Genomic DNA, 24,717 nt, shown 5'->3' with positions numbered 1-24,717 from the left:
TATTTCAATATTCGGGTAAAATTATGAATATCGTTATCGTTGAATCTCCAGCAAAAGCAAAAACAATTAATAAATATCTTGGGTCTCAATACAAAGTTGTCGCATCATTTGGACATGTTCGTGATTTGCCTGCAAAAGATGGCTCCGTTTTACCGGATCAAGATTTTTCGATGAAATGGGATATAGATTCTGCGGCTGCTAAACGTTTAAATGAAATAGCAAAAGCCGTTAAAGAAGCCGATAGCCTTATCTTAGCAACAGACCCTGATCGTGAAGGAGAAGCTATTTCATGGCATATTCTGGATGTTCTTCATCAAAAAAAAGTTTTAAAAGATAAACCTATTAAAAGAGTTGTCTTCAATGCCATCACGAAAAAATCTGTGCTTGATGCCATGAACAATCCACGTGATATTGATACATCACTTGTTGATGCCTACCTTGCACGTCGTGCTCTCGATTATCTTGTTGGTTTTACACTTTCACCTGTTTTATGGCGTAAACTACCTGGTGCACGCTCGGCTGGGCGTGTTCAGTCGGTTGCTTTGAGGATTATTTGTGATCGTGAATCAGAAATAGAGCATTTTATCAAAGAAGATTATTGGTCCATTACAACACAATTAAAAACCATCAGAAATGATCATTTTCAAGCAAGATTGACGATGTTTAATCAAAGAAAGATTGGCAAACTTGATATTCAATCTCAAGAACAAGCAGATCAAATTCGCCTTATGTTGGAGAAGTCCCAATATCATACACTCGGTGTTGAAGCAAAACCTACAAAGAGAAATCCTTTTCCCCCCTTTACAACCTCTACACTCCAACAAGCGGCTTCTTCAAAATTAGGCTTTTCGGCTTCTCGTACCATGCAAATTGCCCAAAAGCTTTATGAAGGGATTGAAATTAACGGTGAAATGGCAGGTCTTATTACTTATATGCGTACCGATGGTGTGCAAATAGCGCCAGAAGCTATTGATGCTGCAAGAAAAGTCATTCATGAATCTTTTGGAAAAGATTATCTTCCTGAAAAACCACGTTTTTATTCAACAAAAGCAAAAAATGCACAGGAAGCACACGAGGCTATCCGCCCAACAGATTTTCAACGGTTCCCCAACCAAGTCCGTCATTTTCTCGACAATGATCAAGCAAAGCTCTATGAGCTGATATGGAAACGCGCTATTGCCAGCCAAATGCGTTCTGCTGAAATTGAACGTACAACTGTTGAAATTGAAGCCAAACAAGGAGACAATCGTGCAAATCTTCGTGCGACAGGGTCTGTTGTTCGTTTTGACGGCTTTATTTGCGTCTATACGGATCAACGAGACGAAGAAAATAATGAAGAAAATGAATCAACACGTTTACCACAAATAAATACGGGTGAAGCACTTACGAAAGAAAAAGTTGAATCTGTACAACATACCACAGAGCCTCCTTCTCGTTATTCTGAAGCCTCATTAATTAAAAAGCTTGAAGAGTTAGGAATTGGTCGTCCCTCAACTTATGCTTCCACATTGGCGACATTGTGTGATCGTGGATATATTGTCATTGATAAAAAAAAGCTTATTCCCGATGCTAAGGGGCGTATTGTTACAGCCTTTCTAGAAAATTTCTTTAATCGCTATGTAGAATATGGTTTCACAGCAGATCTTGAAGAAAAGCTGGATCTTATCTCTGATGGCAAACTTTCTTGGAAAGACGTATTGCGTGATTTTTGGGATGGATTTAATGCATCTATTAGCAATATCCAAGAACTTCGTATTGCCAATGTCCTTGATGTTTTAAATGTAACATTAGCACCTCTCGCCTTTCCTGAACGCGAAGATGGAAGTGATGTACGTTCCTGTCCTCTGTGTAAAAATGGTCAATTATCCTTAAAACTCGGTCGTTATGGTGCTTTTGTTGGGTGTTCCAATTATCCTGAGTGTAAATACACACGCCAACTTGGAACAGAGACAGAAGAAGAAAATAAAGCTGTGCACAATGATGAACCTGTTATGCTTGGTATTGATCCTGAAACAGGAAAAGATGTCTCTCTTCGAAATGGACGCTTTGGCCCTTATATCCAATTGGGTGAAAGTAAAGATGTTAAGCGTGCAGGACTACCAAAAGAATGGCAGGCAGAAAATATAACCCTTGAAAAAGCCTTGGCTTTACTCTCCCTTCCCCGTGAAATTGGCATTCATCCTGAAACTAGCAAAATGATCACGGCGACAATTGGACGTTATGGTCCCTACCTTAGTCATAATGGAAAATCTGCACGCCTTCTTCATGCAGATGAAGTTTTTGATATTGGTATCAATCGTGCTGTTACAGTATTGGCAGAACAACAAGAAAATAAAACTAAGCAAAGCAGAACAACATCTGCAGCATTGGCAACATTAGGAGAGCATCCCGAAGGAGGAACCGTCACTGTGCGCAATGGGCGTTATGGTCCTTATGTCAATTGGGGTAAAGTTAATGCAACATTGCCAAAAGATAAAGATCCCATTAGTGTAACTCTTTCAGAGGCATTAGAACTTATATCAGCTAAAGCATCAAGTAAAAAGACAATGTCAAAAAGAGCTTCTTCCAAAACAAAAGCAAAAACAAAAGAGACATAAAATTTGGCTAAAGGTGAAAAAAACATAAAATCCCTCTCCGCAGCAAGAGGAGGAAAATTACCTGATAGGGAAGAAATTCTTTCCTTTATCAATGAAAACCCTGATCGATTAAGTAAACGAGAAATAGCCAAAGCTTTTAATTTAAAAGGAAATTCTCGTATCTGGCTTAGAGATATATTACGGGCATTAAAGGATCAAAATCTTATATCTAAACAACGCAAAAGAGCAATAAACAAAGGGAAATTACCCCCTGTTGCTTTAGTAAAAATTAGCGGTCGTGATAAAGATGGTGGTTTTATTGCACAACCTTTTGAATGGGAAGATACGCCAAAACCCAATATTGAAATACACTCTTTTCATCATATAAAGGGAGGGAGCATTGGCGTTGGAGATTATGCTCTTGTAAAAATTTTTCGAAATAAAAATTCTCAAACCCCCCCTTATACGGGGCAAATTATTCGTAAAATTGATATATCTCCAAAGAGCACATTGGGCGTTATCCGAAAATTGGAAAATAATCAATGGCGCCTTGAGCCTGTAGACCGCAAAACCAATGAGCTCATCGTTGAAATGTCTCCAGAAATAAATGTCAAAACAGGTGATCTCGTTGAAGTTGAAATAAAAAAAAATACGGGTTATGGACTGAAAAATGCGCAAATAAAGAATGTTTTAGGACATATTAAGAGTGAGAAAACACTCTCAATGATTGCTCTTCTTTCAAAAGGAATTCCTTATATTTTTCCTGAAAGCGTTCTTGAGGAAGTTAAACATATCAAAACCGCCAATATGAATAATCGCGAAGATTGGCGACAAATACCATTTATTACGATTGATCCACAAGACGCAAAAGACCATGATGATGCAGTTTATGCAAGCAAGGATAAGGACCCAAGCAATAATGGTGGTTGGATTATTATTGTGGCCATTGCAGATGTTTCTTACTATATCAAAACAGGAAGTGCTTTAGATAAAGAAGCATTAAAACGCGGAAATTCTGTTTATTTTCCTGATACTGTTGTACCAATGCTACCTGAACGCCTTTCTCATGATTTATGTTCTCTGCGTGAAGGAAAAGAAAGGCCAGCTTTAGCTGTTCGTATGATTTTTGATGCAAACGGTAATAAACAAAAACATAGTTTTCATCGTATTATGATACGTGTAAGAGCCAAACTCTCCTATCAAGAAGTACAATTGGCAAGAAAAGGACATATCCATAAAAAAAATTCCCCCCTGCTTGAGAATATCTTGCAACCTTTATGGGAAGCTTATGCATGCCTTAAAATCGCGCGGGATCGTCGACAGCCCCTAGAATTAGAAATAGCAGAAAAAAAGATTATTCTTGATCAAAATGGATGTATCCAAGATGTTGTGAGTGAAGAACATTTAGAAGCCCATCGTTTGATTGAAGAGTTTATGATACAAGCCAATATTGCAGCTTCTGAAACATTAAAAAAACATCATCAGGCCTTCATTTATCGTATTCATGACAAACCCTCTCTTGCCAAACAAGAAATATTGCGGAATTTCCTTCAAAGTTTAGGAATATCGCTCTCAAAAAGTGCTGAATTAACATCAGCACGCCTTAATAGAATTTTAGAAAAGGTTGCTCATACGGAACAACAAGAACTCGTCAATCAAGTTATATTGCGTTCACAATCACAAGCAGAATACAATCCTAAAAATAGTGGACATTTTGGTTTGAATTTGCAGAACTATACACATTTTACATCACCAATTCGCCGTTATGCTGATCTCATTATTCATCGAGCACTCATTAAAGCTCTCAAACTAGGAAATGATCAATTAACGGATACACAAGAACAAAACCTTGCAGACATCGCTACGCAAATTTCTTTATACGAACGCCGTGCAATGATCGCTGAAAGAGAAACGATTGATCGGCTTGTTGCGCACTATTTAACGAATAAAATTGGCCGTGTTTTTACAGGCCGCATTTCTGGAGTTACAAAAGCAGGTCTTTTTATCTCTCTTGATAAACTCAATACAGATGGTTTTGTCCATATTTCTACACTTAAAAATGATTATTATCATTTTGATGAAGGGCAACATGTTCTTATAGGACAACATAGCCATAAAGGCTATCAGCTCAGTGATATTGTAGAAGTAAAACTTATAATGGTACAACCTTTTGCTGGTGCTTTAAGCTTTGAGCTCTTAACAGAGCCTCGTCCAATAAAATTTTTATCAACGTCCTACCATAAAAACAAATTAAAAAAACAAAAGCGCCGTTTCTATGGAAAAAGCAAATATTAGTTAAAAATAAAAAAATATTCCTTAAATTTTTATATGGCAGTTCTTTATTTTAAATGATAAAAAGTTTTATTGAAAATAATTTAAATCTTTTTATATAATATTAAATATTTAATAATAAATAAGCAAATAATGCTTTAAATTAAGAAACTGTCTATAATATATTATTTTATATATAAAATATTCTTTATTTATCATATAAGATCATATGTTTTATTTTATATTAAAATTATTGCAGAGTTTTTAGACTGAACGAAGTGAGAGAATCTGCAAAAATTGGTTTGATCTTTCTTTCATTTCAGCTCATCTTTTCGTTGTTTGAATAAAGAAAAGTACCTTAAACCATTCTCATGAAAAAAATTTTGACTTTCAAAATAATTGTTTGTGTACAATTATTGCTGCTATTGCAACCATTGGTATTGCTGAAACAGCATTAGCAATGGGAACACAACTTATCTCTCTTCTTATGGCAGAGAAAGGACTTTCCAACAGTACGATCGGCTATAGTGGAATAGTTGGTAGAATTGCTACAATTATTGCAGCTATTTTTACGTCTCGAATTGCCTTATGTTTAGGCATCGCTCAAACAGTATTGCTTATGATGGCGATAGAATCTTTAAGTTTTTTAGGATTCTATTTTTTGAATTCATATGGGTTTGGCTCAATTTAAAGTTTATATTGCATTTTGCTATGACAGTTATGTTTATCCTATCAGAGTTTTGGATCAATAGTTATGCTCCCTCCCAAAAAACGGGGTTTGATCCTTACTATTTATGCTATTGTCTCAAGATTAGGGGTTGTGATAGGTCTAACACTGCTAGCAAAAGTGGGGGAACACAGGGATTTATTCCTTTTGTGATTGGCTATAGCCTTATTATACTTGCTACTATACCAATTCTTACAGCTTGCAAATTAAATCCAGAATTTCAAAAAAATCAAGATACACCATTTTTTCGTTATCTTTTTCACGTTTCAAGTGCGATGATGGTGGCCCTTGTTTATGGGGCCATTCAAATGGGCACATTAACGCTTATAATCCCTTTTAGTTTATCCATTGATTATCATGAGAATGAAGCAGCACACTTTAATGACAACCCTTGCACTAGGGAGTATTGTCCTCTTAATTCCTATCGGCATATTAAGCAACTACGTCAAAGATAGGCGCTATCTGCTGATAGGTTGTGCTATCTTAGGTTTTGTGGGAACTTTTATAGTACCATGGATTATTCAATATCTATGGATTCTGATGTTTGATCTATTTATTCTAGGTGGAGTGATCAGCGGCCTTTATACAATTGGTCTTGCACATCTAGGAGCACGTCTTACGGGGCAAAAACTTGCTGCAGCTAATTCTGCTTTTATTTTTTGCTATGGAATTGGTATGCTCATAGGACCAACCTTTATCGGAAAATCCATGGATATCTTTGGTTTTTCAATAGCTATGACTGTTTTTTTAGGTTTATATGTCACTTTGGTCTTTGTCCAACTGATGAGAAAATTAATCAGCTCTTGACTTTTTTGAGAACATCCGTACTGTTGCCAGAAAATTTGATGATGTCGGAAATACGTTCTGACAGCGATAATATTTTTTTCAGTATAAATAGGGTTTTTACATTATGGCTAAAGCAGCAACCATTAAGATCAAGCTTTTATCAACTGCAGATACTGGTTTTTTCTATGTAACAAAGAAAAACAGCCGTACAATGACAGATAAAATGAGCAAACGTAAATATGATCCAGTTGTAAAAAAGCACGTTGAATTTAAAGAAACAAAAATTAAATAAATCAGCCAATCCTTATTGATAAATTTTATACTTCAAAAGAAATGTGGGATTATTGCTCTTCAAAGTTATTTTCTGAGGAGCGTTTTTTGTTTTTTTAATTTTATTTTAAAATCTGTATAATTTTAAATTTGTTTTGTATGGTCTATACAGATTAAGCTAAGTTGATTTATTGTTTAAGTTTCTTACATATTATACTGCGCGCGTATTTGATTTTTGTAATATCTAACAGAAATTTTATCATTAAAACGGAATATTTTTTCATCATGTGAATAAAATTTTTTGAAAGAATTATAAACAATGCTCAATAGAATGCGTTATAATAATAGTGGTAGTTTCTTTATTTCATGAAAAAATTTTTTTCTCATTTTAATTTAAGAAGCTTTAAAAAAATTATCGGTTTTAGCATTTTTGTTACTGCTAGCATTCTTATCATTATGGCAACTTATTTTAAACCGACTGAATTGTTTCCTCCAAAAGAAAAATTTTCTTCTAAAAATTCTATTGAAGGAAAGGCGGTTATTATGGATGGCGATTCTATCATGATTTCTTCCATCAAGATTCGACTAGTTGGCATTGATGCTCCTGAACTTCACCAATTTTGTGGAAAAAAAGATGCACGATACCCTTGTGGGCTTGAGGCAAAAAAATATTTAGAACAATTGGTCAAAAATCAATCTGTTACATGTCACTGGCATAAAACAGATAAATATCACCGTATCCTTGCAACATGTCAAACAAAACAAGTTAGCAATATTAACGCCACACTTGTACAGAATGGTTGGGCTGTAAGCTATTATGATTACCCCAAAGAAGAGAAAGAAGCCAGAAGAAAAAAAAGAGGAATATGGGCATCAAATTTTCAACGCCCCAAAGAATGGCGCAAAGCAAATCCTCGCACAGAATAAGAAAAATATTTTTAAATTTTATTGACCAATGAAACAATGTAGCCCAATTATCAAACTTGAAAAAGAAATTTATTCCTGTCGGGTTTGTATCCAACAGCCACGTTATTTCCCTCCTCTTCCTCATGAACCAAATCCCGTTGTTTATTTATCCCATACAGCTTCAATTGCAATAGCAGGACAAGCCCCTGGATTGCGTGTTCATGAAACATCTATCCCTTTTAATGATCGCTCTGGCGAAAGATTACGTGATTGGCTTAATGTCAGAAAAGAAGAATTTTATAATAGATCTCTCTTTGCAATTGTTCCTATGGGATTTTGTTTTCCAGGTTATGATAAAAATAAAGCTGATTTGCCACCAAGACGTGAATGTAGAGAAATATGGCATGAAAAGATATTTCAAGCGATGCCTCAAATAAAGCTTGTTCTTGCTATTGGCAGTTATGCGCAAAAGTGGCATATTACAGAATTAAAACATAAAACTGTTTCAGCAACCGTTCGTGATTGGAGAAATATCCTTTCCATCTCTCAACCTCGAGGCTATAATGTTATGCCTTTACCTCATCCATCATGGCGAAATACTTCTTGGTTACAGAAAAATCCATGGTTTAACGATGAGCTTATTGTATATTTGCGTCATTTAGTGCGTAAATTTTTATAAATTAAAAATATTGAGAAAAAATATGGATCGTCTTGACCGAAAAATTTTACATCTTTTGCAAGAAAATGCGACACTTTCTGTCGCTGATATTGCTAAAAAAGTGGGACTTTCGACCACTCCTTGCTGGCGTAGAATTCAAAAACTTGAAGAAGATGGTGTTATTCAGCGTCGCGTTGCCGTTCTTTCTCCAGAAAAAGTCAATGCGCACGTTACTGTTTTCGTTTCTATTCGTACAAACACCCACAGCCATGAATGGTTTAAGCGCTTTTCAAAAATTGTACAAGAATTCCGTGAAGTCATTGAGTTTTATCGAATGAGTGGGGATATTGACTATTTATTGCGTGTTGTTGTTCCCGATATTGAAGCGTATGATCTTTTTTATAAAAAATTAATTTCTAAAATTGATATCCGTGATGTTTCATCTTCTTTTGCAATGGAACAGATTAAATATACAACAGAACTTCCACTCAATTATATTAAATTACATGAAAAAGCGAATGAACAAACTTAAAAGTTTTTTACATCCTTCTCATCATTCTTTTTTAGGTATTTAAACTTTCTTGTTCCAAAACTGCCATTTGTGCATGTGTTAAAACAGCAGCTTTGACGATACCAGCAGCCATAGCGGCCCCTGCCCCTTCACCAAGGCGCATTCCCAAATCCAGAAGTGGCTCTTTGCCAATTTTTTTTAAAAGTGTACGATGAGCTTTCTCAGAAGAAACATGTCCAACAAGTGTATGTTCAAGAGCTCTTGGGTGCATTTTATAAAGGATAGCAGCAGCTGCTGTTGCCACAAAACCATCTAAAATAACGGGTATTTTTTCCATTCTTGCTGCTAAAATAGCGCCAACCATAGCCGCAATTTCACGTCCTCCCAAGCGACGCATTATCTCAAAAGGATCGTTAAAATGCTTCTTATGTAAAGCGACAGCTGTCTTAACTGCTGTTATTTTACGCTGATAAAAATCCCCTTCCGATACCATACTATTTTCTATCCACTCTTCAACTTCTCCTCCAAATAATGCAAAGCATAAAGCTGAAGCTATTGTTGTATTTCCAATCCCCATTTCACCGATACATAAAAGATCTGTCCCACCAGCAATGGATTCCATGCCAAATGCCATTGTAGCAGCAGCACTCCGCTCATCCATTGCAGCATCTTTCGTAATATTCATTGTTGGATATTCTAGTGCTAAATCAAATATTTTTAATCCAAGATCATAAGCTATACAAATTTGGTTGATAGCAGCTCCCCCAGATGCAAAATTTTGAACCATCTTTTGTGTCATAGATTGTGGAAATGGTGTAACATTCTCTTCTACGATACCATGGTTTCCAGAAAAAATAGCAACCAAAGGCCGCGTTATGAGAGGTTTTTCTGTACCCCTCCACCCCGCATACCAAACAGCAATATCTCCCAGTTTTCCTAATGATCCTCGTGCTTTTGTTAAGTTTTCTTGCCGTTTTTTAGCCAAAATTATAGAAAACTCATCAGCAACAGGTAAATTTGTAAGCAAAGCACGAAAATCATCAAATGGACGAGCGGTCATGAGAATACCTTTAAAAATCTACAATATTTTATGAAAATGACGTCATATAGATAGGGTATGAATAATTTATTGCTTTTTTAAACAGTGTTTTTAAAATATTAAATATTGTAAACGCGATGATTTTTATATTCTATTTTTCTGTCTAATAGATGTCATCAACATGCCATTTAATGTATAAATTCTAATATTCTTTCCATAATAAAAGTTATAAGATTTCAAAAATTATAAAATTCGAATGATCAAAATTATCGCGAAAAAATCAAAATACAAGGGATCTAAGCTTTACACATGTTAGTGTCTCGCTTTTATCCCATGAGAGCGGAAAAAGCTTCTTTCAAAATATAGATATCTGCATTTGGTTTTGTCGCCTCATTCGATAATATTTGCCGCCATCGACGTGCCCCTCCCCTCCCATGAAATAAACCAATCATGTGACGTGTCACGTGAGAAAGACGCCCTCCCGATGCAATATGTCGAGCCGCATAATCACACATGAGTTCAATAAGATCACTCTCACTCAAATTATTCTTCGACTCACCATAGAGTTCAAAATCAATATGCTTTAACAAAGTTGGATCATGATAAACTTGGCGACCAACCATGGTAGCATCACAGAAAATCAAGTGCTCTTTTATCTCATTAATTGATTTAATTCCACCATTTATCCCAATGAATTTATGAGGATATTTACGTTTTAATTTATAAACTCTTTCATAATTAAGGGGCGGAATATTGCGATTTTCTTTTGGACTCAATCCTTTTAGCCAGGCTTTACGCGCATGAACCCAAAGGGCATCACATCCTGCATTCCAAACTTTCTCCGCTAAAAGATCTAAAGCGAATTCTTCATCCTGCTCGTCGACCCCAAGACGACATTTAACCGTTACAGGTATCGTAACTGCTTTCTTCATGGCTTCAACAGCATTTGCCACAGTATCAGGATCTAACATCAAACAAGCTCCAAATACACCTGCTTGAACACGATTTGATGGACAACCAACATTGAGGTTTATCTCATTATAACCAAAATCTTCAGCAATCCGTGCAGCCTCTGCTAACTTTTTTGGATCTTCTCCCCCTAATTGTAATGCCACGGGACATTCTTTATGGCTAAAAGCCAACAATTGTTCGCGAACACCATGAATGACGGCATCTGCTACCACCATTTCTGTATAAAGGAGTGCTTTTTTTGTTAAAAGACGATAAAAAAATCTACAATGCCGGTCTGTCCAGTCCAACATTGGCGCTACTGCAAATTTTACAGGCGATGGAAGATTATAAAATATCATGAGGTCATTGCTCTTATATCCTCATAGCTCTCTCTTCATACGCAAAAAATACTTACCTTCTCGTTTACAGAAAGTTTCATTCTTTGAGACCATTATGAGCATACTAAACCACACTTTTCATAGAGTAATGCTAAAGTATATAAACACGAAAAAAGAAGATTGTCATCTGTAATGTAAAAAACTCATTTGCAAGCTTTTTATGCCATTAATTTTTCATCTTTACGGATTTTACTACGGAGTTTTAAATAATAAACTAAAACATCCTACAACTTCCCATGATAGGCTTAGTTTTCTTCATCCTTTTTCAATTCATCGTAAAGCAAATGCGACAGAAGATGCTTTTATTTTTCCTCTGATAAAAAACAAAAATTTTTTTCCATACGAATCCGATTATAAATTATTTTTTCTCAATGCGCTTTTCTTGGTGATATTTATTGAATTTTCCCTCATAGGATAGACAAATTCCATTCTAAATATTCCATCCAATTTCGCCATTTTATGGTTGTTGCAAAAAAACTAAATTGAGGATACAGACAATCGTTGTCTTTTCAACATGTATGGCTCGTATCAAGATTTCCTGAAGAAAAATATTTTACAACATTGCAGATAAAACCTATAAAGTTAAACGACTATAAACGTTTTTCAATTTCTTTTTGGCTTTGCATATAGAAAGAAAGAGTCTCAACCTCTTGCTCATTAAAGAAAAGGCCGAGTTTTGAACGACGCCATAACACATCTTCAGATGTTTTCGCCCATTCCTTTTCCATCAACCATTTTACTTCTATTTCATAAAGTCCATGTCCAAAATTTTTTCCTCTATTCGCCTTACCATCTGCAAATATCACCAATGCTTCTGTACCATAGGAACGTGCAAGTCTGCGATGTGTAAAAGCATCTAAATCTGGCGTCAAAAGAGCAATCTTATTTTCGATTGTATCTAATTGGTTATAAGGAAAATCACCACCAGGAAGAACTGCATTAGCCGTCCATGATGATCCCTTTTTACCAAGCTCTTTTTCAACGAATTTCATCGCATCTTCAGCTAATTTACGATAAGTCGTAATCTTTCCACCATAAAGATTAAGAATCTTTGGCGTACTTCCTGTTCCCATTTCTTTTAAAACATAATCGCGCGTAATTTCTTGAGCCTTTGAAGATCCATCATCATAGAGTGGACGAACTCCAGAGTAAGACCAAACAATCGTTTTAGGCGATACTGGTTGTATGAAATATTCACTGGCTGCTGCGCAAATGTAATCAATCTCTGTGTCAGTAATATGAACATCGGCTGGATTTCCCTGATAATTACAGTCCGTAGTTCCAAGCAAGGTAAAATCTTCTTGATAGGGAACAGCAAATATAATACGCCCATCGCCATTTTGAAAAATATAAGCACGATCATGCGTATAAAGCTTGGGAACCAAAATATGAGAACCTTTTACAAGCCGCACTGGCAGATGTTCTTTACAATCTAATATGCTTGTCAAAACATGATCAATCCACGGACCTGTCATATTCGCGACATAAGAGGCTGTGACATTGTATTTTTTGCCACTTAACTTATCTTGTAAAACAATACACCATTTTTTGTCTTCTTTTTTTAAAGAGAGAACTTCTGTCCGTACTTTTATATCCGCTCCGCACTTTTCTGCATCACGTGCATTGGCAATGACTAAACGGGCATCATCGACTCTGGCATCAGAATATTCAAAACCTCTCTGATATTCTTTCTTTAGTATAGAGCAAAACTTTTTTGAAAAATTAATTGTTTTACTACGCCACAATTTTTGATTCCATTTTCCTAAATAATCATAAATAAAAAGTCCAACACGCAACATCCAAGCAGGGCGCAATTCTTTATGATAAGGAAGAAGAAAACGCAAAGGACGCACAATATGTGGAGCTATACGTAATATGATCTCACGTTCTTTTAACGCTTCACGAACAAGTTTGAACTCATAATATTCAAGGTAACGAAGCCCTCCATGAATAAGCTTTGTTGATGCACTTGATGTTCCCGATGCAAGATCATTCATTTCAGCTAATCCTACTTTAAAACCGCGTCCAGCTGCATCTCTTGCCAATCCACACCCGTTTATGCCTCCCCCAATGATAAACAGCTCATAATGCGTTGTGGTTTTCATAATTTCACTTTTCATTATTTAATTTTGTTTCACACGACTCAATAAAGTAACAGTAAAAAATCAATACAAGTGCACTTCATTGTATGCTCAACCAGCTTTTTTCCACAATAAACACCCATAAAATTTTTTTTGATACCCTTTTATCAAAACAACATTTGACAAATTAAAGAGATTTTTTTTATCCTTTAGAGAACATAATTTTTGCGAATGTGCATCATATAAAATTTTTTAGAGAAAAATTGATGTTTTTTTCCATTTGTGGATACACACTATAGCGGATGCTTTATTGCACATAGAGAACGCTTTTCATATAGTTTACTCAATGACACAATAAAAAATACGAAGGGATACAGATGATTCATCAACCTCAAAACTCAAAAATAACGCTTGTTTCAAAAATTTTAGCCCCTGTTATGTTGAGTATTTTAATTTTTTCCCCTTCTTTATCAAACGCAACATCGGACTCAAAAACAGCAAATCATTTAAACTTAGAAAAGCTTAAAATACAACTTCTGGAAGATTCTAACTTTTTATCTAAGCTTAAAGAGAAAGTTACACCCCATATTGATTCTCATCATATTCAACAAATTGTGAGAGACTATCTTCTTACTCATCCAGAAATTATGATTGAAATGCAGCTTATCCTTCAAGATAAGCTAGAAAAACAGAATGAATACGAAAGCCAAAGACAAGCCTCTATCATCCATTTATTAGAAAAGGAGATTTTTCACTCTCCTTATGACGCTGTTTTAGGCAATCCAAATGGGAAAAAAGTACTTGTTGATTTTTTTGATTACAACTGTCAACATTGTAAAAGTTCCTATTCAGATATAGAAGACTTGATAAAAGAGGATCCAGATCTACGGGTTATTATCAAGGATTTACCAATTTTAGGACCGGATTCTCTAGCGGTCCATACCGTTGCTTATGCATTTCGCAAACAATTTCCAGAAAAATATCCAGAGTTTCACAAAGCGCTTTTAATGCATCAGGGTCGTGTAAATGAAGCTAAAGCTATAAAAATAGCTGTTTCATTAAGAGCAGATGAAAAAAAACTCCGTAATACAATAAAAGATCCTACTCTACAAAAAAACTTTAAAGAAAATATTCGAATTGCCACTCAACTTCATATTACGGGAACACCTTCTTACATTATCGGTAATAAAATACTTATCGGAGCAGCCAGCCAAGATGTTCTAAAACAAGCGATAGACAATACACAGTGAATAGCTTTTCTATAACTGATCCGTTTTAGGAAGAATACTGTAAATGAAGTGATTTTATGCTTTCTCTTTTTTGACAACAGGCTTATAAGTGCAATTTTGTGTAAAGCAAATACGAGTTTAAAATTGCAAAGTATAATGACTTAAATAAATATCTTTAAAACCCCTAAAGATATCATCCCTAATCTAGAGATGTTCGGTCATAAAATGAGATAATGACGATCTTCATTGATCAAGGAGTTAGAAATAAAATGTCAACAAAAAAAATAGATTCGGCAAAATATACCGCAATTGATACGAAAATTATTCGCGATCTTGCTGAAATTTTGAATGACACAAATTTAACAAATATTGAAGTTGAGCAAGGGGAACTTCGTATTTGTGTTTCACGCCAAAATACCTCTACTTCTTCCGAACAAGCAATTTATTCACCTGTTGCTACTCCTAGCTTTTCTATAGCATCTTCTCCAGTCCCAACAATCGAACCTCCTATACAATCCCCCCAAGAAGATAAATCAAAAAATACTATAACCTCTCCAATGGTTGGAACAGCTTATCTTGCTCCTTCACCGGGTGCTCAGCCATTTGTAGAAGTAGGGCAAAATGTTTCGGAAGGAGAAACATTACTGATCATTGAAGCCATGAAAACAATGAATCAAATTTCATCACCACGCTCAGGCAAAGTAACCACTGTTCTTGTCAAAGATGGTCAACCTGTTGAGTTTGGTGAACCACTTATTATTGTTGAATAAAGCGAGGGGCAACCATGATTCGAAAAATCCTCATTGCAAATCGAGGAGAAATTGCTCTTCGCGTTTTACGTGCATGTAAAGAACTTGGCATAAAAACCGTAGCTGTTCACTCTACTGCTGATGCAGATGCGATGCATGTTCGTCTTGCTGACGAAAGTGTCTGTATTGGCCCTCCTCCCGCTCGCGATTCTTATTTGAGTATTCAGCAAATTATAGCTGCTTGTGAAATTACAGGAGCTGATGCAGTTCATCCAGGTTATGGCTTTCTTTCTGAAAATGCAAAATTTGCAGATGTTCTAGAAGCCCATGATATTACATTCATCGGCCCAACAGCTGCTCATATTCGAATCATGGGCGATAAAATTGAGGCTAAAAAAACTGCCAAAAAGCTTGGTATTCCTGTCGTTCCTGGTTCAGATGGAGCTGTCACAGAAGAATCAGATGCTTTACACACGGCTCGTGAAATTGGTTATCCCGTTATTATCAAAGCTTCTGCCGGTGGCGGTGGGCGTGGTATGAAAGTCGTTCATTCTGAGAAAGAGTTTTCGATAGCGCTTAAAACAACGCGTTCAGAAGCGAAAGCAGCTTTTGGTGATGATTCTGTTTATATAGAAAAATATTTAGAAAAGCCCCGTCATATTGAAATTCAAATCATAGGTGATGGTGCGGGAAATGCTATTCATTTAGGAGAACGTGATTGTTCACTTCAACGACGGCATCAAAAAGTATGGGAAGAAGCTACATCACCTGCGCTTAATGAAACTGAAAGAAAAAAAATTGGTAGTATTGTTGCAAATGCCTGTGCTCAACTTGGATACCGTGGGGCTGGTACTGTCGAATTTCTTTATGAAAATGGTGAGTTCTATTTCATTGAAATGAATACGCGTTTACAAGTCGAACATCCTGTAACTGAAGCAATTACAGGTATAGATTTAGTCCATGAACAAATTCATATTGCATCAGGCTACAAACTTTCAGTGACACAAGACGATGTTTGTTTCTTCGGTCACGCCATTGAATGCCGTATTAATGCAGAAGATCCTCTTACCTTTACACCATCACCAGGAACCATTACACATTTTCATACTCCTGGAGGTCTAGGAATTCGTGTTGATTCAGGTGCTTATTCAGGTTACCGGATTCCTCCTTATTATGATAGCATGATTGGAAAACTGATTGTTCATGGACGTACTCGTTTAGAATGTATGATGCGTTTACGGCGTGCTTTAGATGAGTTTGTCGTCGATGGGATAAAAACGACACTTCCTCTCTTTCGTGATCTCATTAACAATAAAGATGTTGCAGACGGTAATTATAACATTCACTGGCTAGAGAAGTATCTTTCTCAGCAATCAACTTCTTTAGACCTTTAATTCAAGAACGAAAATATTAGCTTATCATCAGATTCTATAAGTAAGGATAATTTCAATGCTGCCATAAACATTGTTAAAAAAGAAATAAGCTGATTATTTTTTATTTGTTATATAATTTTCTTTTAATATCTACAAAAATTGATAATTTTCTGTTTTCCTTTTTGTGAGTTTATGCTAACTCCTACCTAGTCACGCCCTTATAGCTCAGTTGGTAGAGCACCTGATTTGTAATCAGGGGGTCGGGAGTTCGAGTCTCTCTGGGGGCACCACTTTTTATTTTTAGTGCATTGAAATATATAGATTTTCTCTTTAATTTTTTGTTTTAAGACCACCTTTTAGTCCACCTATTGTGGTTTATACAATTTTATCTAATTTGTTGTTATTTGCTCCGTATTTTTCTTTGGAGTAAAGGCTAAAATCTCTTTTTTTCTCCACCTTACTGCTCTCCCTAGCTTATATGGCTCTGGAAATACCCCTTGAAGCACCCAATTGCGAATCGTTGTTGTACATACATTAAAAAGCTGTGCATATTCACGTTTTTTTTTACGTATCTATTGGCCATTATCAAATATAATCTCATGACTTTTCTATTTTTTATGTTATAGAGTTAAAGTTATTTTTCCCCAATAACTCATACACAGATCAATTTCAAAGCATGTAATTGCAACACGTCTTTAATGTCCAAAAAGCTTGTATAATTTTTCTATTGCATGAAGACTATTCTTAAGGGTGGTTGTATCTTGCTAATCTTCAAAAAGATGTTCAAAATCTTTTTGTATTTTTAAATTTTGTTGTTTTTTAGAGACAATTCCAAGTTCAAGAATAACAGTTAATATGAATGCTGTTTACAACTCTTTTTAATACTTATCTAATTTTTACAAACGTCACATAAAGTTTTGATATTATTTTCCATGAGACAATCAAGATAATTCTTGAAGGATTTTCCTTCATATTCAATGGTAAAAAAGCAAAGTTTTTCATCTTTAGCAGACTTGTACATAGTACGTTTGATGTTAGATACGTTTAATTTTCTTATAAGAAAGAGCGGAGGTGCTGTAAGGAGGCTCCCATAACTTCATGTTTTTTTGTCGAAACCTTCTTAATAACTTTCTCTACAAAGACTTCGACAACTTGATTAATCTGTTTAATTTGTTTTCCATTACGGGATGTTAAATGAAACAACACTTCTTGACCTCTATATCATAAATGAATGCTTACTTTCTAAAGGCATTCTTTTCATGTTTAATACGCCATTGCATAGTAGACGTTGTATAAGATGGGCTTGTTTTTTTGCTAAACGCTCTATTATAAGCTTTAATATTATAAGCTTTAATCGGGTATTCCTCATATTTGTAAGCATTCCTTTTTCTGTTTTACTAATCACGTTGTAAATGCTTGATGCAGTGAATTTGTCTAAATAGGCTTGAAAGCATTCTGTATTCTTTGTTCCATCTCACACCGCCGCTTGTTATTTTGTTAATATTGGCTATGAACATATTTGGCATCTTGTATAGGTGCGTCTATTTGCTCTTGTCCATAAAAATAAAGATTATATTTTAGTGTGCAATTTCCTGATTTTGAAGATCTATTCTCTACTGCTGATAAAAAAGAAAATCTTATCCTAAATGCAATCAAAGCCTACAATCTTAATGTGAAAATATCGATACAGTACCTATTCCTTTAAAGATTTAAGGAAATAATAAAACAGAAAGTTGTCAAAAAAGATTTGTCATTAAGAGTTTTTTTAATACAAGTTCCTTTTATTTAAAATAATGCAGAAGGTATACGTATAAATATATCAATTGTGCAAAAACTCTTACGTATAATTGATAATTGTGTGTAAGAAAGAAGCTTGAAAAGATCTTTTTTTGGCAACAGCAATCTGTCATGAGCTTAATACTTAGTTGGAACACTGCTCACATTATATTTTTTTCAAAAATGTGTAATTGCATATGATCCATAAACTATTAATAAAAATCAAAAAGCAGCAGGTAAACAAAACGCTACAGTTAAGAGAGAGATAACTATCATTGATATCACATATACGGCATCTAATATTTCTGAACCTGTCATTTCCCTTCCCTCCTATAATAAGTTCTTAATTAATTTATAACATCTAAAATATTTTAAAAATATTCTATATATTCTATTTAAAAATAAAAAAAATACACAAGATATAGTTTTTTTCTTAAGCGATCCACGACAAAACCTTAAGTATTACAGGGTGTGCTACCTCTCTGAATGCATCTTATAGAATACCCAAAATCCAATCCGATCACCAGCAATCTCTTGATAAGATTCTTCAAGAGATAGCACAGAGCGACAACTATACAGCAAAAATTATCTCAACTCTTGCAAAAATTATTGTGAATTCTATTGATCAAAAAACAGAAAGCGATAATGCTTTTGCCACACACCTTATAGAAGAATATGATGCTATAACAAAGTCTATTGATGGCAAATTGCTGGCTTGCCAACAAGGTGAAAGCAAAGCCATTACTGGTGGAAATACTCCCTATTGTTGTTATTCATGAAATAATAGTTTACAAGGATTTTAAATACAGTGCATGAGATGAATCAGGTATAGCCAATGGTTATAAACAGATGTGGGAGACGATCAAAAAAACGCCGCTGATGCAAGGAAACAAGAGAAATTGAGGAAGGTAAAGATGTTATTTATATGGATAAAAATGATGTCCCTAATTTACCTAAAGCTTTAGGTTATCTTAACTTCTTGATTTGAGATTTTTTCTCTAATTCTTAATTTTTTTATTGAAGCATACAAACTATAAACAACAATAAGCTCTTACACATCTTTATATACTTTGAATCTTGTTTAAAGCCTAAATTTTTCTCTGGAACACTATTATATCTTTAAAAATTAATTGTAAAATAAGTTAGATATTTTGATAGCTTTTTAATCCTTTGACTTTTTTATTATATGATTAAATCTTTTACTAATACGAAGGCATACTAGTTTTCTATTTATCAATGTTAATTTAATTAATGCATTTTTCTTTATTCATTCTTTCATAGCATATTTATCTTTTTAAAAAACAGCTTTTATTATTTTATCTCAGTCAACCGAAGACAGAGTTTTTTTGATAAACATGATTTCAGCAATTTTGTTGCTATTTCACATTTTCACAGACTTGACGTTCTCATTTTTATAAGTTTAGCATTTTCAATAGACTTGGTCTATGTTTCAGTTAAAAGAGCTAATTCTTTACACACTATTCAGGAATAGATAGACAGTTTAGCATTATATTTTAAAAGTAAAATCGCTATAAAAGACTACCCTACTGTATGTTCCTTAATTCTTTTATAGAGGAATTCATAAAAATTACTTGCGTAATACTGGAAATCTTCAGAGGAAAATCTGAGATAGAGTGGGCATTCGTCATCTTGAAATTGAGCATAATCAAAATAAAACATTTCACCAAAATCAGTTGTGCAAACAATAAGCTGATTTGGCTTTATAAACCCATCTCTTCTATCGAGTAAGTTTCGGTAAACAATATCACCAGAAGGAATACCCGTACAGATCTCGTAAATGCTAAATATTTCTTCACCACCAATTTCTCCTCCTCCGTAATTTTTCAAAAAACTCTTATAGGATGATGTGAATTGCAGACCAAGAATTTCCTCAGCTTTTTTAATCCTTATATCACCAACCGCATTATCCGTAGTCCCAAAATTAATAACATGACTATGCACCTCAATAAATTGTGTAACGTCAGATAATGTGAAATTGTCCATAAATTATGCTCCATAAATTGTAAAAAGTCTTTTCTTATGAATGTTTCTATTGATCAAATACTAATCTACAGATATCCAATGGGTTTAGATTTTGATTAATAAAAATAAAAGAGCTCTTTTCTTGAAATAACTGGACACTCTTTATGATAACCCTCGCACTTGCAGCATATAATACAAAACAATAAGCTATGCTATCAGCTCCAATAGAATCTTTTCCTGATGCCATATCTTTAATATTAGCATTAATCACTTTTTCTCTTCTTGCTTCCTAGAAAGAATTTTTTGAGAAATCCAAAAGAACACTTTTCGGATAAAATTTGTATTTTGATGAATATAAGTAACAGAGTTCTTTTCTTGATAGAAAGAGTAGAGAACCTCCACTATAGGTCCATTTTGCTCTTGTGTTATAGGATACAACATTATAGGTCTGCAATCGATACCAATAGGGGCTCTTCCTGACACCATTCTCTCAACATTTGTACCAGATACTATTTGCCCTTTTTCTTTCCAAGAAGAAATCGTTTCAGGCTCAAAAAGCGTATCTTCCTGATAAACCTTTTTGCCTTTAAATTGAAAAAGCTCAGTCGCCCCATGCTTTCTTTTCTTCATCCATTTCATAATCTATAATCCGCTCAGTTCAACCCCAATAATTATGGATTCTTTTTTGAATAGACTTAAGTTTTTTGAGAGAACACCGCAACTTTCCTCTAAAATAGTCTAATTAATCACCCCCCTTCTTCTTCTCAATAAAAGCAGAGTGGATTTATTTAGAGTTTGCCACTTCTTTGGCTAAAGTCAGTGCACTTTTAAGATAAATCTGCGGGATACTGTTGTTAAAGTCTAGATAACTCTCCGCTTCAAAGATTTTGTGATAAGATTCTAAGACCTCAATATCACCTAATAAAGCCAATCTACGAACACGAAGTAGAGCATAGCTCTTATGCAAAATCAATCTTTTGACTGCTTATTCTAAAACATCATCAAATACCTATTTTAACGATTCTCCCCCCACTTCTGATTCAAATATTTCTAAACCCTTTGCCGCAAAATTAAACTTTTCATCGGATAAATATCCAAAATGCGTAAGATCGATCGTTTTATAAGCAGTAGCAAAATACTGATATTAATAAAAAGTAGTTATCACATTGCAGGAAATTTTTGGCAATTTCACCGTTATTCAACCCATTGATAGCATGCCATATGATCACCCCCATTGATTTTGTTAATCGGACTGGCTTAGACTTTTCAAAGGGGCTGTTATACTCTCCATAGTCAACATTATGATCTATTTTATCCGCTCTCTCCTGTCACATCAATAGGTTCTGTTTTAGGAATGAGAAATATCGTTGGAGAAAGAATGGAAAAAATTGGAGCGTTTTGGAAAAACCTGTTTGATAATACCAAGCGAAAGTAAAAGCATTTTCAATTGTGTACTTCACGATATCTTCCATAAAACTTAGGCAGTTTTTCTTAAAGCACTTCTTGTAAAATTTAAAGCTTTTCAACATTCAAATTAGAATGAGAGCAACAAGACACTGCATTATAAAGTTAAATTTTCACTATCTGTATAAACAAAGAAGTATAATTATAGATGTTTTTATTTACATTTTCGCTATGAATCCACTCCAGAATATCTGCACAAATCTGTTTGCCTTCACCCACTTTAACAAGAGAAACTGTATAAATCTCTTCTGCCCCTTTGAGCGTTATATAATTGAAATAATCGAGGAAAAATATTACAATGAGCAGTGAAAAAAACAAATGTCGAGAGCGAAGATTTGAAAGTAACTATTGGCAATTTTTCTTCTTTGTCAATGATTTACACTATAGTGATGAAACGGTGTTTACCTATGAAATAAGCATCGCGATTGTATTTTCTATCATGATAAGCCGCCTAGTCAATCATTTTGTTTTTTTTAGAAACTGGATTAAGAAGAGCCAAATGTTGTAAACTAACGCGTACCTCTGCGGACTCTCACTTCTTTAAGATCATCACATATTCTTTCGCATACAGCATAGTTAATATATTTTGTCTCTTTGGTATAGCATTTGGAATGCTCTATAAGCTGATATTGTAAAAACGAAAGAAAGAGAAAAATAATTGTAATTTAAATGCACTGTTTACGATTAAAGGAAAAATGTTTTTATCAATTTGCTTGTTTTAGAAAATCTTTTTTTCACTTTAACATTCTTTTTCAAAAAGATGTGGGCTTTCAACAATAAGCTTTTCTCGCGCTTTTTGTAATTGTTTAATGACTTCATCAATTTTTGATGGAGAACAAAGAGCTTCTTCACTATTCAACAAATGCAGCTTTTCCTTCCCTTCGTATAAACATTGCATTTGAGATTGAAGTATTCTAACTTCTTGAAAGAAAAGACGACCAGTTTCCTTAAAACCATTATTAAGTGAAAAAAGTTGATCGGAAATAGAGAGTAAAATTTGTTTAAAAAAACGCTCATTTTCTTGGCGTTTCCGATATTCTAAAATAAGAGCATGGCTTATTTCATCTAATTGTTTTTTTGTAGAATCAATTTGACGCAATAAATTCGGTTTTTCCCCCATATCACCTTTTCTCACCTTCACAAGCATAGCATGAATTTCTAACAACTTCATTGCGGAATGAGATAAATAATCAACAACTGTAGGCGTATTGACATAGCTTTTCCTTGCAATCATCACAAACTGACCTAATAACTGCTTTTTACATTCATCCCGCTATTTTTTTATTTTACAAAGTCATTCTAAAGAAAGTGCTAAAAAATATTTTTCCAATGCACTATTCGATAGTCCCTGCTCCTCTTTTTTTACTATCGACCTGGAATCCGTGGAGAAAGAAAACGTAAAGGCGTATAAAGGATCAGATGTGTTGTTTTTTCTAACACACTACTACCATCTGCAAGAAGAGCTTGGCTAGGTGACAATTCCGTACCTTGCATAATTGTTGAAGCCAAAGAACCTTCTCGAGAAAGGGCCATTAATGTTGGTGAAGAGGCAAAGACATTGTGTGCTCCCCCATCCACATGAGAGAAATCAAGAACCGCTATTCCATTTTTACGCAACATCTCAATATCTGAACCATCACCCACACGATGATGTCCCCCCGTAAGACGTCCTGAAACAGCGAGAGCTTTATCTGCTCTGGATACTAAAATTGCTGTTGGCTGTGGAAGTTTTTTTATATCATTAAGTTGGCGCTCAAATACATCAATATCAATATCTGGTGCAGCCATTAATAAACTTGTAATACGACGAATAGGCTTATATTTTCCCTGTAGAGCTAAGGTTCTAAATGCCTCCATTATAACAAAATTGCCCATAGAATGTGCAATAACCGAAATCTGATCAGCATTGGTTTCACTAATAAGTGTCAAGAGCTCTATTAATCCATCACGGGCAAAATTAGCGCTGTCACGGTCATAAATGTAAAGAGGAATTGATCCAGCAGAAGGCCAAGAATAATGCACAGCGACAACATTTAAAGAATAATCGTATGTAAACTGTGCCGTACGAAATGTGCCATCCGCAAAATTATTATTATATCCATGGATAAAAAGAAAAATTTCTCTTTTTCCTTTTGGCTTTTTTGCTAAAGCAGCATTTAATTGCTGTTTAAACTGTTCTTTATTATCATATTTTTGCAATGAGACTGCTGCAAAATACTTATCATGCGTAGGTTTATAGGCATTTATTTCAACAAGTCCCTTTACATGCTGCTGAGGAATTCCTACGTCAACGCGATTATAATGTACTTTATTTGATCGCTCTGATCCATAAGGTTGAGCGTAATTATTTTGCATCATACGACTTGTTGCAACATACACTGGAACAATCGCTTTTGGAGAAATTGGTTTTTCCTCAACTTCTTTTTCTACTGCAGTCATAGAAGGCGTTGCATGCACCCCATGCCAAAGGACAGCGCGCGAATCACTACATGCTGATAATAAAGAAATACAAATAAGAAGTGTTAAATACTTTAGAACCACTCTACTTCTCACTGCAACTTCACCTCATCCGATAACAAAATATAACATTTCAAATACAAAGATAAAGGAATAAAAAATGAAACGTTATAAGGAACACGCCCCAAAATAACATACAAAGAAAGATTTTTCTATAATGGGAAAGATTTTTCTATAGCTCGCACAGCAGTCCCCCTTTCTCTGCAAAGCTTCTTCTCGTTACAGAGAAATTAATTGCCAATGGTGCGGTCGAGAAGACTCGAACTTCCACGGGTTGCCCCACAGCGACCTCAACGCTGCGCGTCTACCAATTCCGCCACGACCGCACGTGATTAAGCAAAAAATTTTGATTTTCAGCCTTTAACAAATCAGAAAGAAAGGTACAAGCCAATTTTTTCTTTCCCATAATTTATTTTATCCAGATGATTTATAACTTAATAAAGATTATGAGA

The 24,717-nt window shown here is 34.7% G+C and carries 21 protein-coding genes and 2 tRNA genes; 14 read left to right on the top strand and 9 right to left on the bottom strand.

The window, feature by feature from the left end; translation table 11 throughout:
* Positions 1-23 precede the first annotated feature (23 nt).
* The 9 genes from topA to T429_RS0104285 all read left to right on the top strand — a co-directional run bounded on the left by topA (position 24) and on the right by T429_RS0104285 (position 8,726).
* Entirely contained in the window at positions 24-2,597 is a 2,574-nt protein-coding gene (topA, locus tag T429_RS0104325) for a type I DNA topoisomerase (RefSeq protein WP_005773509.1), read from the top strand.
* Positions 2,598-2,600: 3 nt separating this feature from the next.
* Positions 2,601-4,871, top strand: a complete 2,271-nt coding sequence (gene rnr / locus T429_RS0104320; RefSeq protein WP_005773508.1) for a ribonuclease R — start codon at positions 2,601-2,603, stop codon at positions 4,869-4,871.
* A 379-nt stretch (positions 4,872-5,250) separates the two neighbouring features.
* The gene (locus T429_RS11020; protein WP_005773507.1) at positions 5,251-5,538 is read left to right on the top strand and encodes a hypothetical protein; all 288 of its coding nucleotides are present in this window, start codon (positions 5,251-5,253) and stop codon (positions 5,536-5,538) included.
* 20 nt (positions 5,539-5,558) lie between these two features.
* Entirely contained in the window at positions 5,559-6,029 is a 471-nt protein-coding gene (locus tag T429_RS11015; RefSeq protein ID WP_005773506.1) for an MFS transporter, read from the top strand.
* A complete protein-coding gene (locus T429_RS11010) occupies positions 5,932-6,381 on the top strand; it encodes an MFS transporter (RefSeq protein WP_322786081.1) in 450 nt (149 codons plus the stop codon). Before T429_RS11015 ends, T429_RS11010 begins: the two co-directional genes overlap by 98 nt.
* A gap of 103 nt (positions 6,382-6,484) precedes the next feature.
* Positions 6,485-6,652, top strand: coding sequence for a 50S ribosomal protein L33 (rpmG, locus tag T429_RS0104300; protein ID WP_004864083.1), 168 nt, complete (start codon positions 6,485-6,487; stop codon positions 6,650-6,652).
* A gap of 344 nt (positions 6,653-6,996) precedes the next feature.
* Positions 6,997-7,557, top strand: coding sequence for a thermonuclease family protein (locus T429_RS0104295; protein WP_005773503.1), 561 nt, complete (start codon positions 6,997-6,999; stop codon positions 7,555-7,557).
* Between the two features lie 28 nt (positions 7,558-7,585).
* Complete coding sequence (locus tag T429_RS0104290) at positions 7,586-8,215, top strand: uracil-DNA glycosylase family protein (RefSeq protein ID WP_005773502.1); 630 nt, start codon at positions 7,586-7,588, stop codon at positions 8,213-8,215.
* A 22-nt stretch (positions 8,216-8,237) separates the two neighbouring features.
* Positions 8,238-8,726, top strand: a complete 489-nt coding sequence (locus tag T429_RS0104285; RefSeq protein WP_005773501.1) for an Lrp/AsnC family transcriptional regulator — start codon at positions 8,238-8,240, stop codon at positions 8,724-8,726.
* Between the two features lie 31 nt (positions 8,727-8,757).
* Here T429_RS0104285 and cobT read toward each other — a convergent pair whose 3' ends face one another.
* From cobT to glpD, 3 genes are all read right to left on the bottom strand, one after another.
* Positions 8,758-9,765, bottom strand: coding sequence for a nicotinate-nucleotide--dimethylbenzimidazole phosphoribosyltransferase (gene cobT / locus T429_RS0104280; RefSeq protein WP_005773500.1), 1,008 nt, complete (start codon positions 9,763-9,765; stop codon positions 8,758-8,760).
* Positions 9,766-10,070: 305 nt separating this feature from the next.
* On the bottom strand, positions 10,071-11,054 hold the full coding sequence (dusA, locus tag T429_RS0104275) for a tRNA dihydrouridine(20/20a) synthase DusA (RefSeq protein WP_005773497.1): 984 nt from the start codon (positions 11,052-11,054) through the stop codon (positions 10,071-10,073).
* Between the two features lie 629 nt (positions 11,055-11,683).
* Complete coding sequence (glpD, locus tag T429_RS0104265) at positions 11,684-13,213, bottom strand: glycerol-3-phosphate dehydrogenase (RefSeq protein ID WP_005775126.1); 1,530 nt, start codon at positions 13,211-13,213, stop codon at positions 11,684-11,686.
* Positions 13,214-13,551: 338 nt separating this feature from the next.
* Between glpD and T429_RS0104260 the strand changes: the two genes are divergently transcribed.
* The 4 genes from T429_RS0104260 to T429_RS0104245 all read left to right on the top strand — a co-directional run bounded on the left by T429_RS0104260 (position 13,552) and on the right by T429_RS0104245 (position 16,815).
* Positions 13,552-14,424 carry a DsbA family protein gene (locus tag T429_RS0104260; protein WP_005773494.1) on the top strand — a complete coding sequence of 291 codons (873 nt, stop codon included), beginning with the start codon at positions 13,552-13,554 and terminating at the stop codon, positions 14,422-14,424.
* Positions 14,425-14,672: 248 nt separating this feature from the next.
* Positions 14,673-15,173 (top strand): acetyl-CoA carboxylase biotin carboxyl carrier protein, encoded by a 501-nt coding sequence (gene accB, locus T429_RS0104255; RefSeq protein WP_005773493.1) that lies wholly within the window; start codon positions 14,673-14,675, stop codon positions 15,171-15,173.
* Positions 15,174-15,187: 14 nt separating this feature from the next.
* Entirely contained in the window at positions 15,188-16,546 is a 1,359-nt protein-coding gene (gene accC / locus T429_RS0104250; RefSeq protein WP_005773491.1) for an acetyl-CoA carboxylase biotin carboxylase subunit, read from the top strand.
* Positions 16,547-16,739: 193 nt separating this feature from the next.
* A tRNA-Thr gene (locus T429_RS0104245) sits at positions 16,740-16,815 on the top strand.
* A 99-nt stretch (positions 16,816-16,914) separates the two neighbouring features.
* Here T429_RS0104245 and T429_RS10300 read toward each other — a convergent pair.
* Entirely contained in the window at positions 16,915-17,097 is a 183-nt protein-coding gene (locus T429_RS10300) for a helix-turn-helix transcriptional regulator (RefSeq protein ID WP_126418302.1), read from the bottom strand.
* A 1,815-nt stretch (positions 17,098-18,912) separates the two neighbouring features.
* Here T429_RS10300 and T429_RS10605 point away from each other — a divergent pair.
* On the top strand, positions 18,913-19,080 hold the full coding sequence (locus tag T429_RS10605) for a hypothetical protein (protein ID WP_154645785.1): 168 nt from the start codon (positions 18,913-18,915) through the stop codon (positions 19,078-19,080).
* A gap of 760 nt (positions 19,081-19,840) precedes the next feature.
* Here the strand turns inward: T429_RS10605 and T429_RS0104220 are convergent.
* The 5 genes from T429_RS0104220 to T429_RS0104195 form a co-directional block, all read right to left on the bottom strand.
* Positions 19,841-20,305, bottom strand: a complete 465-nt coding sequence (locus tag T429_RS0104220) for an SMI1/KNR4 family protein (protein WP_005773488.1) — start codon at positions 20,303-20,305, stop codon at positions 19,841-19,843.
* Between the two features lie 246 nt (positions 20,306-20,551).
* A complete protein-coding gene (locus T429_RS0104210; protein ID WP_005773486.1) occupies positions 20,552-20,923 on the bottom strand; it encodes an HNH/ENDO VII family nuclease in 372 nt (123 codons plus the stop codon).
* A gap of 1,564 nt (positions 20,924-22,487) precedes the next feature.
* Positions 22,488-22,982: a hypothetical protein gene (locus T429_RS0104205; RefSeq protein ID WP_005773485.1), complete on the bottom strand. Its 495-nt coding sequence runs from the start codon at positions 22,980-22,982 to the stop codon at positions 22,488-22,490.
* Between the two features lie 131 nt (positions 22,983-23,113).
* Positions 23,114-24,301, bottom strand: coding sequence for an alpha/beta hydrolase (locus T429_RS0104200; protein ID WP_005773484.1), 1,188 nt, complete (start codon positions 24,299-24,301; stop codon positions 23,114-23,116).
* Positions 24,302-24,506: 205 nt separating this feature from the next.
* Positions 24,507-24,591, bottom strand: a tRNA-Leu gene (locus T429_RS0104195).
* Positions 24,592-24,717 lie beyond the last annotated feature (126 nt).

Source organism: Bartonella elizabethae F9251 = ATCC 49927 (assembly GCF_000518165.1).
Lineage (GTDB): Bacteria > Pseudomonadota > Alphaproteobacteria > Rhizobiales > Rhizobiaceae > Bartonella > Bartonella elizabethae.
The sequence above is the reverse complement of the archived record's forward strand: the minus strand, read 5'-3'. Positions and strand labels throughout refer to the sequence as shown.

Bases quoted from the DNA above. Each gene is read 5' to 3' on its own strand.
- topA (WP_005773509.1), top strand. From the start codon at position 24: ATGAATATCGTTATCGTTGAATCTCCAGCAAAAGCAAAAACAATTAAT.
- T429_RS11015 (WP_005773506.1), top strand. From the start codon at position 5,559: ATGACAGTTATGTTTATCCTATCAGAGTTTTGGATCAATAGTTATGCT.
- T429_RS11010 (WP_322786081.1), top strand. From the start codon at position 5,932: ATGAGAATGAAGCAGCACACTTTAATGACAACCCTTGCACTAGGGAGT.
- rpmG (WP_004864083.1), top strand. From the start codon at position 6,485: ATGGCTAAAGCAGCAACCATTAAGATCAAGCTTTTATCAACTGCAGAT.
- T429_RS0104295 (WP_005773503.1), top strand. From the start codon at position 6,997: ATGAAAAAATTTTTTTCTCATTTTAATTTAAGAAGCTTTAAAAAAATT.
- T429_RS0104290 (WP_005773502.1), top strand. From the start codon at position 7,586: ATGAAACAATGTAGCCCAATTATCAAACTTGAAAAAGAAATTTATTCC.
- T429_RS0104285 (WP_005773501.1), top strand. From the start codon at position 8,238: ATGGATCGTCTTGACCGAAAAATTTTACATCTTTTGCAAGAAAATGCG.
- cobT (WP_005773500.1), bottom strand. From the start codon at position 9,765: ATGACCGCTCGTCCATTTGATGATTTTCGTGCTTTGCTTACAAATTTA.
- dusA (WP_005773497.1), bottom strand. From the start codon at position 11,054: ATGATATTTTATAATCTTCCATCGCCTGTAAAATTTGCAGTAGCGCCA.
- glpD (WP_005775126.1), bottom strand. From the start codon at position 13,213: ATGAAAAGTGAAATTATGAAAACCACAACGCATTATGAGCTGTTTATC.
- T429_RS0104260 (WP_005773494.1), top strand. From the start codon at position 13,552: ATGATTCATCAACCTCAAAACTCAAAAATAACGCTTGTTTCAAAAATT.
- accB (WP_005773493.1), top strand. From the start codon at position 14,673: ATGTCAACAAAAAAAATAGATTCGGCAAAATATACCGCAATTGATACG.
- accC (WP_005773491.1), top strand. From the start codon at position 15,188: ATGATTCGAAAAATCCTCATTGCAAATCGAGGAGAAATTGCTCTTCGC.
- T429_RS0104220 (WP_005773488.1), bottom strand. From the start codon at position 20,305: ATGGACAATTTCACATTATCTGACGTTACACAATTTATTGAGGTGCAT.
- T429_RS0104210 (WP_005773486.1), bottom strand. From the start codon at position 20,923: ATGAAATGGATGAAGAAAAGAAAGCATGGGGCGACTGAGCTTTTTCAA.
- T429_RS0104205 (WP_005773485.1), bottom strand. From the start codon at position 22,982: ATGATTGCAAGGAAAAGCTATGTCAATACGCCTACAGTTGTTGATTAT.